The 10,588-nt window shown below is 64.0% G+C and carries 13 protein-coding genes; 9 read left to right on the top strand and 4 right to left on the bottom strand.

All coding sequences use genetic code 11. The features are described from left to right. Nucleotides 1–345 precede the first annotated feature (345 nt). Nucleotides 346–726, top strand: coding sequence for a hypothetical protein (locus ACS5Q1_RS43815; protein WP_473102379.1), 381 nt, complete (start codon nt 346–348; stop codon nt 724–726). 518 nt (nt 727–1,244) lie between these two features. Beyond that, nucleotides 1,245–1,538 (top strand): hypothetical protein, encoded by a 294-nt coding sequence (locus ACS5Q1_RS43810; RefSeq protein ID WP_473102381.1) that lies wholly within the window; start codon nt 1,245–1,247, stop codon nt 1,536–1,538. 361 nt (nt 1,539–1,899) lie between these two features. On the opposite strand, the gene ACS5Q1_RS43805 is transcribed toward ACS5Q1_RS43810, so the two are convergent. The 3 genes from ACS5Q1_RS43805 to htpX all read right to left on the bottom strand — a co-directional run bounded on the left by ACS5Q1_RS43805 (nt 1,900) and on the right by htpX (nt 6,033). Continuing rightward, nucleotides 1,900–3,657 (bottom strand): heparinase II/III family protein, encoded by a 1,758-nt coding sequence (locus ACS5Q1_RS43805; protein WP_473104104.1) that lies wholly within the window; start codon nt 3,655–3,657, stop codon nt 1,900–1,902. A gap of 95 nt (nt 3,658–3,752) precedes the next feature. Next, entirely contained in the window at nt 3,753–5,069 is a 1,317-nt protein-coding gene (rsmB, locus tag ACS5Q1_RS43800; RefSeq protein WP_473104105.1) for a 16S rRNA (cytosine(967)-C(5))-methyltransferase RsmB, read from the bottom strand. Between the two features lies 1 nt (nt 5,070). After that, the gene (htpX, locus tag ACS5Q1_RS43795; RefSeq protein WP_473104103.1) at nt 5,071–6,033 is read right to left on the bottom strand and encodes a zinc metalloprotease HtpX; all 963 of its coding nucleotides are present in this window, start codon (nt 6,031–6,033) and stop codon (nt 5,071–5,073) included. 118 nt (nt 6,034–6,151) lie between these two features. Here htpX and ACS5Q1_RS43790 point away from each other — a divergent pair, with 118 nt between their 5' ends. The 7 genes from ACS5Q1_RS43790 to ACS5Q1_RS43760 all read left to right on the top strand — a co-directional run bounded on the left by ACS5Q1_RS43790 (nt 6,152) and on the right by ACS5Q1_RS43760 (nt 9,868). After that, entirely contained in the window at nt 6,152–6,388 is a 237-nt protein-coding gene (locus ACS5Q1_RS43790) for a DUF1674 domain-containing protein (protein WP_473104102.1), read from the top strand. Between the two features lie 83 nt (nt 6,389–6,471). Then, nucleotides 6,472–6,717, top strand: a complete 246-nt coding sequence (locus tag ACS5Q1_RS43785; protein ID WP_203442004.1) for a type II toxin-antitoxin system CcdA family antitoxin — start codon at nt 6,472–6,474, stop codon at nt 6,715–6,717. Continuing rightward, nucleotides 6,717–7,016, top strand: coding sequence for a CcdB family protein (locus ACS5Q1_RS43780; protein ID WP_473104101.1), 300 nt, complete (start codon nt 6,717–6,719; stop codon nt 7,014–7,016). The genes ACS5Q1_RS43785 and ACS5Q1_RS43780 overlap by 1 nt, the downstream gene beginning before the upstream one ends. A gap of 118 nt (nt 7,017–7,134) precedes the next feature. Further along, nucleotides 7,135–7,596: a carboxymuconolactone decarboxylase family protein gene (locus ACS5Q1_RS43775; RefSeq protein WP_473104100.1), complete on the top strand. Its 462-nt coding sequence runs from the start codon at nt 7,135–7,137 to the stop codon at nt 7,594–7,596. 60 nt (nt 7,597–7,656) lie between these two features. After that, a complete protein-coding gene (locus ACS5Q1_RS43770; RefSeq protein WP_473104099.1) occupies nt 7,657–7,896 on the top strand; it encodes a sigma factor in 240 nt (79 codons plus the stop codon). Further along, complete coding sequence (locus tag ACS5Q1_RS43765) at nt 7,889–8,488, top strand: sigma factor-like helix-turn-helix DNA-binding protein (protein WP_473104098.1); 600 nt, start codon at nt 7,889–7,891, stop codon at nt 8,486–8,488. The genes ACS5Q1_RS43770 and ACS5Q1_RS43765 overlap by 8 nt, the downstream gene beginning before the upstream one ends. Before the next feature lie 72 nt (nt 8,489–8,560). Next, nucleotides 8,561–9,868, top strand: coding sequence for a class I SAM-dependent methyltransferase (locus ACS5Q1_RS43760; protein WP_473104097.1), 1,308 nt, complete (start codon nt 8,561–8,563; stop codon nt 9,866–9,868). 75 nt (nt 9,869–9,943) lie between these two features. Here the strand turns inward: ACS5Q1_RS43760 and ACS5Q1_RS43755 are convergent. After that, a partial coding sequence (locus tag ACS5Q1_RS43755) for a methyl-accepting chemotaxis protein (protein ID WP_473104096.1) occupies nt 9,944–10,588 on the bottom strand: 645 nt, incomplete at its 5' end.

The raw sequence follows: 10,588 nt of genomic DNA, 5'->3' as shown, positions 1-10,588 counted from the left end.
CTCGGCCCAGGTTGCCACCATCTCGGACGGCGACACTCTCGTCGACATGGGCCACGATTACTACCCGGTGTTCTAACCAGCCCCTTCCCGGAGCGTCATCGGCCACAGGCCCATGACGCTCCTTTCCGGCCTCTCAGCACCCTGAGGGGCCTTTTGCTTGTTTCCTGTACGCTGGCAGCGAATGCCGCAGAACCTCTCTCTGCAATCTGTGCCCAGTCAGAACGATGTCCGGCTGTGACGCAGCTCACAGCCCTCACCTTGAAACTCATTCAAGTTCGATCATCGCCAACTGAGAGAGCAGCTCGGGCGGTATTGAGAGCAACGCCAACTTGAAGAGGAAATTTCATGCAGAATTTTCAGTTCTCCTTGAACGACATCAACCAGACGGCCGCCAATACTGCCGTTGGTGGCAGCGCGACTTCGGCTCAGGCTGCGAGCATCAGTGATCCCGATACCATCTTCGATTCCGGGGACAGCTGGGATTGGTATTCGGGATCTCCGGAGATCAACGTCCAAGTCGACACGAACATCGTCAACCAGACGGCCGTCAACACCGCGTTGGATGGGGATGCGGCTTCCGCCCAGGCTGCGAGCATCAATGATCCCGATGCTCTCGTTGATTCCGGAGGCGGCTCTCCGGACTTCAACTTCCAAATCTCGACGAACCTGATCAATCAGACGGCGGTCAACACGGCCATCGACCCCGACGGCCTCTTCCCCTTCTGATAATCCCCGCCTTCCTCGAGCGCCATCGGCTCGTGAGCCTGTGGCGCTCCCTTCCTTCTCACTTCGCTTTTCTCCCTTGCCCCGCCTTCCCGGCCTCCCGGAAGGGCGGTTTTCGACGCGGAGCGACACGATCGAATCTGCGCATTCCGAACGTGACGTTCAACGGTCGTCGCGAAAGCAACGCTCGTGAGTCGAGTCGTCGAAGGGTTCGCTCAAGTTACCGGCTATCCCAACCGAAACGAGCCGGATTGGCGCTCAAGATGGTTCCGCTTGCCTGGAATCATCTCTCCTCCTGGTTCGTCGCGTTGTTTGGCGGCGAACAGGATCCGCTTCGCCGAACAATGCTCCAAGGCGCTTCTGTCTGTTGGGCTCCAGAAGCGACAAAAAAATGAAAAAATTTTTGGGTGTGACGCGCTTCACAGCGAGGTTCGTCGAAGTGGTTCAAAGTCCAATCATCGCCAACGGAGAGAAGATCTCAGGCGGTCTTGAGAGCAACGCCAACCTGAAGAGGTAATATCATGGACAACTTCCAGCTTTCGGTGAACGACATCTTCCAGAACGCGACCAACACGGCTCATGAAGGCAGCGCGACGTCGGCCCAGGTGGCCAGCATCGCCGACGCCGATGCTCTCCTCGACTCCGGAGGCGGCTACCTGGGCGGCTGGTTCAACGATCAGGAGTCCTTCAACCTCATCGACCAGAACGCGACCAACACGGCTTTCGGCGGCAGCGCCACCTCGGCCCAGGTTGCCACCATCTCGGACGGCGACACTCTCGTCGACATGGGCCACGATTACTACCCGGTGTTCTAACCAGCCCCTTCCCGGAGCGTCATCGGCCACAGGCCCATGACGCTCCTTCTCACCTCGCGCTTTTGTCCCGCCGTTCCGATCTTTCGGGAGGGCGGTTTTTCGTTGCTGGGCGACACGAGCGGATTCATGAATCCGACGCGCAATGTCCAAGAACAATGTCCAAGCACTCTTGCGGGAATGTGGGAGCGACTTTTCGCTAGAGCATCGGACCCAAAAGTGGATCCACTTTTGGGTCCGATGCTCCACCCTTTGAAGAGCGCATCGTTGGGCGCGGAAAACCGGATCCACTTTTCCGCACGATGCGCTAATGAGGCCTGTCGGTTCGGGTCGAGCGATTCTCGTGAGTTTTGCCGATCCGCATTCAGATCAGCTCCGGCCCCTGATCCTGGGGCTGCTCCGCATTGAAAGTGCGAGCCAGGCGCTCGAAGCGCCAGCGCACGGATGGGGTCTCGCTCGGACGGATGGTCAGCACGATCTGTTCCGTGCGGCGCATGCCCTCGGCGGTGGCGAGGAACACGCTGTCCTCGAGTTCCGCCTCGACCGGAATCGCCGAGAACTGCCAGGCCTCCCGATTGGGCAGAACCAGCATCACCACGCGTCCGCCTTGCGCGCGGCTCGCCTTGATGCCGGGCGCGAGATGGAAGCGAATGATGGCCTGCGCCGTGCCGGCCTGACCGCCCTCGCTCCAGAAATTATCCTCGCCTTCCAGCACATTGCCCTTGGGCGCGAGCTGCCAGCGCCGCTCGTGGGTGATCCCGAAGCGGGGCTTGTAGCCGTCGTGGCTGGCGCTCAGAACCTGCGCGTGCTCGCGTTCGCTGCGCTCCGCCGTCACCCGCTCCGGTCCGCTGATGACGACGGGGCCGACGCGGCGCAGGACCCAGGCGGAGACCCGGCGCTGCAGCCAATTCCCCTTCTTGTCGACGATCTGACAGGACGAGATGTCGTCGATGGAGGCGGTGGAATACGCCACCGTCGAGCGTGAGGCCTGGATGATCGCATCGCCCGCGATATAGGGTGTTCCGCAATTGACCACGATGCGCTGCGCAGCGCTGGAGAACTCGAAGGACAGGCAGCCGGCGCCGGCATCCTGCGAGAGCGGTCGCGGCGGCGGAGCACCCACATCGGCGACGACCAGCGTACGCCCGGCTTCGAGCCGCTCGTAGCCGGAATGGGGTGCGTGATGGATCGGCTGGCTGCGCATGTCGTCATAGGTGAGCAGCGTCGCCAGATGATCGGCCGCCGTCACGCCCATGCCGTTAAAGTGGGAGAGCGTGCCGTCTCCGTGCCGGAACAGGCGCACCATCGGCAGCATGCGGTCGATGGCGTGGAGCAGGGCCTCGGGCGTATCGACCTCGCGGCTGGCGAACATCTGGCGCAAGGGCAGGAGATCGAACAGGAGATCGACCATGATCCGCGGGTTGCGGCTCGCATGTCCCCCATCGGCCAGGATCTGCCGTTCGAGCTCGCGGGCGAGCAGGCGGCTCGCGCGCCTTAAATTTCGGTCGAGGCCCTCGCAGCACAAACCCGCATAGCAGAGCGCGATGCCGGCCATCAGCTGCTGGAAGGGCAGGGCGCCGGAGCGGACCTGGCGCTCCAGCTTTCGCACATGCTGGCCGATGATCTTTAGGAAACGCTGGTAGAAGGCGTGGTCCGCTCCTTCCAGGATCAGCGGCGACTGGCTGATGAAGGACATGAGCCGGCGCGCCGTGATCTCAGGGCTGCAGGCGATGCGCTTGTCCCCGAGTTTCGAGGTGACGAACTCGTCCACCAGGGAGCGGGCATTGGCCTGGGCGAGCGCCGTGCCGGCAGCACGCAGATGGCGCAGCCAGCCGAAGCCGTAGAGCGCCTCGCCCCAGGCGCGGCTCGGCGGGGCAAACGCGAAAGGCGAGCGTCCGCCGGTGGTGATGGCGCGGCCGGAAAAGGCGAAGAAGCCGGAATAGATGTCGGTCGCGATGGTGGGATCGGCGGTGCGCAGATCCTGCGGCGCGAAGAGCAGGCGCGTGGGCACGGGCGGGCTGGAGAGCTTCGACAGGCCCCAGACGGTGCTTTCGCGCATGGCACGGCCTGCCTCCCGCGCGGCAAGCCTGTACAAACGCCAGCGATCCGGCCCGAAATCCACCCGTGGCGCTCCCTTCGTTGTGCTGAATCTCAGCCAACTTAGGGGACGAGTTCCTGCTGACTGGTTAACAACAGGTAAGGGACGATTCACCTTCTTCATGATCCCTTGTGCACAAATCGTGCGACAAAGAATCCGTCGAGGCCGCTGCGCTCGTGTTCCGCCAGCACCAGCTGGCTCGGCAGAGTGCGAAGATCGCCCTGTGGCGTGATGCATTCCGCAAAGCCTCCGATTTCATCGGGCGTGACGGGCTTGCGGGTGAAGTCGGGATGGCGGGCGAGGAAAGCTTCCGCCTGTCGCTCGCCTTCCTCGGCTTCCAGCGAACAGGTGCAGTAGACCAGCCGTCCACCGGGCTTGAGGAGACTTGCTGCCTTGTCGAGCAGGCGGCTCTGGAGGCCGGAGAGCTTGCGGATGTCCTCTTCGCTCTTGGTCCAGGCTACGTCCGGATGGCGGCGGATGGTGCCGGTGGCCGAGCAGGGGGCATCGAGGAGGATGGCGTCGAAGGGCTCCGTGTCGAGCTTTTCCGCATCGAGCGCGCGGGTCTCGGCCTTCAGCTGGAGACGGGCAAGATTCTCTTCCAGGCGCTGCAGCCGCTTCGCCGAGCGGTCGACGGCGAGCACCTCGGCCCCGGCCGTGGCCAATTGCGCGGTCTTGCCGCCGGGCGCGGCGCAGAGATCCGCGATGCGTTCGCCGGGCTTTGCCTGGAGCAGGCGGGCGGGCAAGGCGGCGGCGGCATCCTGCACCCACCATTCGCCATCCTCGAAGCCAGGGAGTTCGCGGATCGCGGTGCGCTCCTTGAGCCGGATGCTGCCGGTGGGCAGCAGAACGCCGCCGAGGCGCTCGGCCCAAGCTTCCGGATCGCTCTTCACCGTCAGGTCGACGGAGGCCATGGAGCGGTGGGCCTCCGCAATCTTCGTGGCGAGCGGCTCGCCATATTGCGCGATCCAGCGCTCCTCCAGCCAGGTTGGCGTATCGAGCCAGGGATCGTCCTGGCTAAGGATCTGCTCGCGCTCGCGGGCGACGCGACGCAGGACGGCGTTGATGAAGCCGCCGGCGTGATGGAGCTTGGGATCGTTCTGGGCGAGTTCAACGGCGCTGTCGACAGCGGCATGGTCTGGCACGTCGAGGAAGAGGATCTGTGCCGCCCCGATGGCGAGAAGATGCATCAGGCGTTCGTCCTTCGGCGGCTTGTTGAGCCGTTCCCGCAGGGCGTGGCCCAGGGTGCCGAGGCGCCGGAAGGTGACGATGGCGATGGCGCGGGCGAGCGCTTCGTCGCGGGGCGAGAGATTTTCCGCGCGGGCCAGCTCTTCCATGACATCGTCGAGCGGCACGCGTCGCTTCAGGGTCTCCGTCACCGCCATCCAGGCCAAGCGGCGCGGTCCGAGACCTGCCTGTTCGTCCGATTGATTCAAAATCCTATCCCCAAGGCCCGCGACGGGTGCCAGTCGAGCCTCCTGTCGAGCCCCCGGTTGAACCCCCAACGGACCCCCAAGGACTCGACGAACTCTGCTGGAAGAAGCCGGGCTGTTGCGCCGACGCGCCCATCTCCTGCGCCAAAGCGTGCAGGGCCGCAATCCGGTTTTCGGTCGCGGGATGGGTCGAGAACAGGTTGTCCACGCCCTGACCCGAAAGCGGGTTGATGATGAAAAGCGAGGCGGTCGCGGGGCGGCGCTCCGCATCCGGGTTCGGAATATGCGCCACGCCGCCGGCGATGCGGGCGAGCGCGGAGGCCAGCGACAGCGGCTGGCCGCAGATCTGCGCGCCCATCCGGTCGGCGTCGTATTCCCGCGAGCGGCTGATCGCCATCTGGATGATCATGGCGGCCAGCGGCGCAAGCAGCGCGGTGCCAATCATCACGATGGGATTGGGTCGGTCGTCGCCTCGTCCGCCGAAGAGAAAGCCGAACTGCGCCAGCGTCGCGATGGCGCCGGCAATGGTTGCGCTGACCGTCATGATCAGGGTGTCGCGGTTCTTGATATGGGCGAGCTCGTGCGCCATCACGCCCGCCACCTCGTCATGGGAGAGCATGTGGAGCAGGCCCGTGGTGGCGGCGACCGCCGCATTCTCGGGGTTGCGGCCGGTGGCGAAAGCGTTGGGCTGCGGATTGTCGATGAGATAGACACGCGGCATGGGCAGGCCCGCCCGTTGGGCGAGATCGCGCACCATATGGACCAGCTCCGGCGCCGTGCGCTCGTCCACCTCCACAGCGTGATGGGCCGCGAGCGCCAGCCGGTCCGAGTTCCAATAGGCGAAAAGATTGGTCGCAAGGCCGACGCCGAGCGCGATCATCATACCGGTTCCGCCGCCCAGGAAATAGCCAACGACGCCGAACAGGGCCATCAGGCCCGCCAGCAGCATTCCGGTCTTGACGGTGTTCATCGGGGTCTCCACCTCGTGGTCAACGACAATTCATCCGTTGAACCCTATGTGGGAATGGTCCAGCTCCCTCCCAAGACCTGTCTCCCAGGCCGGGCCGGAATCTGGCATAAGGCTTCTCATGACCACGAACGATAAACCCGGCACCAACCCTAATCTGCCTGTCGAGGGCTTGGCCCCCGCCAAGCCCCTGTCCCCGGCCGCCCAGCGGGCCCTCGCCGAAGCCGCTCAGCGCCGGATCGAGATCGATGCCCGCGCGGCCGAGATCACCAAGCAGAAAGAACTTCAGGGCCGCGGCGGCCTCGAACCCGTCCGTTACGAGGACTGGGAAGTGAAAGGCATCGCCAGCGATTTCTGAACAATGCTTTTTCAAGCTCCCCTAACTTTACTCAAGCGATATATGCGCATAACATATGCGCATACTATGCGTGGAGCTGTGTAATGTCCAAGCCAATCGGAGCCATGCGGGATCGGCGTCCTACCAACGTCACTCTTCCCGTCGAGCTTGTGGCCGAGGCGAAAGCCCTCAACATCAACGTATCTCAGGCCTGCGAAAGCGGACTGGTTCACTCGGTAGCGGAAGCCCGGAAGGCCCGCTGGCTTGAGGACAACAAGGCAGCCATCGAGGCTTATAACGATATGGTCGAAGGGGACGGGCTGCCGCTCGACGAGTTCCGGCAATTCTGATGAGCCAGTTCGATGTTTATACCGGTGTCGGCCGTTCCAACCGGCTCGTGGTCGATCTGCAATCCGGCTTCCTGGGACCGCTCGCCACCCGCATCGTTGCGCCGCTCTTTGAGCGCAGTGAAGCGCCTTTCCTCAACGAACTGACGCCTCTGGTTCGCCTTGATGGACGCGATCTCGTGGTGATGATCCCGCTGCTCGCTTCCATTCCCGTTCGTGAGTTGCAGCGTCCCGCCGGTTCGCTCGCCGCCGATCAGGACCCTATCAAGCGAGCGCTCGATATGCTGTTTCTCGGCTTTTAACGGCTGAAGGCTCAGACAAAAGTCGGGTTGCTGAAAAATTTTTCGGGCTTCATGTCACATCCGGCACTGCCATCTCGTCTTAGCATCGTGAGCAACACGATCCATAAGGACTAAGACAATGAAAGCCCGGTTGATTCCCTTCGAAGTCGCTCCCGCCTCCCTGAAGCCGATGGTGGAGCTGGAAAAGACCCTGAAGAACAGCGGTCTGGAGTACAGCCTGATCGAACTAGTGAAGACCCGCGCCTCGCAGATCAACGGCTGTGCCTATTGCATCCACATGCACACCAAGGACGCCCGCGCCAATGGCGAGACCGAAGAGCGGCTGTATCTTCTCAGCGCCTGGCGGGAATCGCCGCTCTTCAGCGACCGCGAGCGCGCCGCGCTCGCCTGGACCGAGGCCCTGACCCTGGTGGCCGAGACCCATGCTCCCGATGAGGATTATGAGGAACTCAGCCGGCATTTCACCCCAGCCGAGCAGGTCAACCTGACGCTGCTGATCGGCGCGATCAACGCCTGGAATCGTCTGGCCATCGGCTTCCGTTCCATTCATCCGGTCGAGGCGAGCCGTGTTGCCGCCTGATGGTGACGCCGCGGACCAGTTCCAGCCCCTCAGGCCGGGCTGGTCCGTCTCGCCTACCGCATGCTCGGCTCCATCGCGGAAGCCGAGGATGTGGTGCAGGAGGCCTATATCCGCTGGCACCAGACGGACCGCTCCGCCATCCGTGAGCCCGGCGCCTTCCTGTCCAAGACCGTCACGCGCCTATGCCTCGACATCCTCAAATCGGCGCGGGTCAAGCGCGAGACCTATATCGGGCCCTGGCTGCCCGAGCCGGTTCTGGAAACGGACCGGGAGGAGGAACCGGGAGGAGGACATGAGTGAGGATCTCTCCCTGACCCTCATGATGGCGCTGGAGCGGCTCTCGCCGCTGGAACGCGCAGCTTTCCTCTTGCATGACGTGTTCGGGCTCGGCTTCGACGAGGTCGCTGCAACCCTTGACCGGGATTCGGCTGCCTGCCGCCAGCTTGCGGCGCGAGCACGAAAGAATGTGCGCGCGGAAAGACCGCGCTATGCCATCGACCGGGAGGAAGGCGAGCGCGTGACTGACGCCTTCTTCGCAGCCTCCCGCAGCGGTGATCTGACCGCGCTGCGGAATCTCCTGGCTGAGAACGTCGTGGCTTACACGGATGGCGGCGGCATCCGGAATGCGGCCCTCAAACCGCTCTTCGGATTCCACAGCGTGTCCGGCCTGTTCCTGGACGTGGCGCAGAAGACCGCATTCGCAGTGCCGCCGATTCTCTACAAGGGGTTGATCAACGGGCTGCCCGGCTATGTCACCCTCGAACGGGACGGCATCGTGCAGACGACCACCATCGACATCGAGGATGGCCGCATCGTCGGGGTCTATATCGTCCGCAACCCTGAGAAGCTCGGGCACCTGTCGGACCTGATCGGCTCCACGACCCTTTCCTGACGTGGATGGCGGCGAAGGAACGGTTGTTCCCTCGCCAGCGTCCCGCTACCTTGCCCGAAAAGGGGAAGGCTCATGGCTGGGGTGGCCGAGACGGCGCGACTAGGTTTGTTCCGGGATCTGTTGAGCGATGCGCATCGGGCGCTCGATCTCCAGTTCGGCTTTGAATTGTGGGACGGGTCGACGATTCCCGCGGACCTGCCGTCCTATGCGATGCGGCTCGCCATCAAGCAGGAGAGCGTGATCGCGGCTCTCCTGCGCCACCCGAGCCTGGACACGGCGCTGAATGCCTATGTGGCCGGCCTGCTCGATCTCAAGAACGGCACCATCTTCGATCTCGCCTCCCAGCGCCCGCAGAAGATCGGCAGGCGTCTGAAGACCTTGAGCAAATTGAAAGCCCTCAAAACCGCCTATCATTTCCTGCGTGCGCCGGCCGACATGCCGCGTCCGCTCGACCGGCCGACCGAAGCGCCCGGCACACGCGATGGCAAGCCATCCACGAACAAGGCCAACATCGCCCATCACTACGACGTGTCGAACGAGTTCTACCGACTCTTCCTCGACCCGGAGATGGTCTATACCTGCGCTTACTTTCAGCCGGACTGGCACGACGATCTCGCCCGCGCGCAGCGGGACAAGCTCGACATGATCTGCCGTAAGCTGCGACTCAAACCCGGCGAGCGTCTGCTCGACATCGGCTGCGGCTGGGGAGCGCTCATCTGCCACGCGGCGCAGCATTACGGCGTCAAGGCAACCGGGGTAACGCTCGCCGAGGAGCAGGCGGCGCTCGCACGGGAGAAGGTTGCGCGCCTCGGGCTGCAGGATCGGGTCGAGGTGATCCTCAAGGATTTCACCCAGATGGACGGCGAGTTCGACAAGATTTCATCCATCGGCATGTTCGAGCATGTGGGTATCGCCAACCATCCGACCTATTTTCAGACCGTCCATCGGCTGCTCAAGCCGCGCGGGCTCTATCTTCACCACACCATCGCCCGGCGCGCGAAGCGCTCGGATAAAGCCTTCGGTCGCTTACGGCCGGAAGCCAAAGCCATCATGCGCTACATCTTCCCCGGTGCCGAGCTCGATCACCTCGGCATGTCGGTGGCCAATCTCGAGCGCTTCGGCTTCGAAGTGCACGATGTCGAGGCCTGGCGCGAACATTATCAGCGCACGACCCGGCTCTGGTGGGAGAACCTCGTCGCCCGCAAGGCACAGGCGGAGGCCGAAGTCGGGCCTGAGACGACACGCGCCTGGCTGCTCTATCTCGCCGGCGTGTCCCTCGGCTTCGAACGCGGCGTCATCGGTGTGAACCAGACACTCGCCTCCAAACGCACGCGCGGACCCTCTGGCGTGCCGTCGAGCCGGGCGGATTTGTATCGATAGATCGACGTCCGGCCGCGCCAGGGGAGGGGACTGACGTTCCTTCTCCCTGGCTTGAACTGGGTCCGGACCGGGCGATCAGGCTGCCCGCATGCCGGCGAGGAATTGCTCGACCTCGCGGTCGAGATCGCTGGAATGGCGCGACAGCTCCTGCGCGGCGCCGAGCACCTGGGAGGCCGCCGCCCCGGTCTCGCCGGCGCCGTGCTGCACATCCACAATGCTCCCGGTGACCTGTTCGGTGCCGCGCGCCGCCTCCTGCACGTTGCGGGCAATCTCGGCCGTGGCCGCCCCCTGCTCCTCCATCGCCGCCGCGATCGCGGTCGAGATCTGGCTCATCTCGGTGATCGTGCGGGCGATCTCCTGGATCGCCGAAACCGTCTGCTGCGTCGCCTGCTGCACCGAGCCGATCTGGGCCGAGATCTCGTCCGTCGCTTTGGCCGTCTGGCTCGCCAGCTCCTTGACCTCGGTCGCCACCACGGCAAAGCCCTTGCCGGCCTCGCCGGCGCGCGCCGCCTCGATGGTGGCGTTGAGGGCCAAGAGGTTGGTCTGGCCGGCGATGGTGTTGATCAGCTGCACCACGTCGCCGATCTTCGAGGCCGTGGTGGCCAGATCCTGCACCGCCGCATCGGTGCGGCGCGCGCCCTGCACCGCCCGCTCGGCGATCTGCGACGACTGCGCCACCTGAGACGCGATCTCGCGGATCGAGATCGACAGCTCCTCGGT

The organism is Microvirga sp. GN3 (assembly GCF_055792825.1).
The sequence above is the reverse complement of the archived record's forward strand: the minus strand, read 5'-3'. Positions and strand labels throughout refer to the sequence as shown.

Excerpts from the sequence above, each read along its gene's own strand:
- ACS5Q1_RS43815 (WP_473102379.1), top strand. The coding sequence starts at position 346 with ATGCAGAATTTTCAGTTCTCCTTGAACGACATCAACCAGACGGCCGCC.
- ACS5Q1_RS43810 (WP_473102381.1), top strand. The coding sequence starts at position 1,245 with ATGGACAACTTCCAGCTTTCGGTGAACGACATCTTCCAGAACGCGACC.
- htpX (WP_473104103.1), bottom strand. The coding sequence starts at position 6,033 with ATGAACACCGTCAAGACCGGAATGCTGCTGGCGGGCCTGATGGCCCTG.
- ACS5Q1_RS43790 (WP_473104102.1), top strand. The coding sequence starts at position 6,152 with ATGACCACGAACGATAAACCCGGCACCAACCCTAATCTGCCTGTCGAG.
- ACS5Q1_RS43785 (WP_203442004.1), top strand. The coding sequence starts at position 6,472 with ATGTCCAAGCCAATCGGAGCCATGCGGGATCGGCGTCCTACCAACGTC.
- ACS5Q1_RS43780 (WP_473104101.1), top strand. The coding sequence starts at position 6,717 with ATGAGCCAGTTCGATGTTTATACCGGTGTCGGCCGTTCCAACCGGCTC.
- ACS5Q1_RS43775 (WP_473104100.1), top strand. The coding sequence starts at position 7,135 with ATGAAAGCCCGGTTGATTCCCTTCGAAGTCGCTCCCGCCTCCCTGAAG.
- ACS5Q1_RS43770 (WP_473104099.1), top strand. The coding sequence starts at position 7,657 with ATGCTCGGCTCCATCGCGGAAGCCGAGGATGTGGTGCAGGAGGCCTAT.
- ACS5Q1_RS43765 (WP_473104098.1), top strand. The coding sequence starts at position 7,889 with ATGAGTGAGGATCTCTCCCTGACCCTCATGATGGCGCTGGAGCGGCTC.
- ACS5Q1_RS43760 (WP_473104097.1), top strand. The coding sequence starts at position 8,561 with ATGGCTGGGGTGGCCGAGACGGCGCGACTAGGTTTGTTCCGGGATCTG.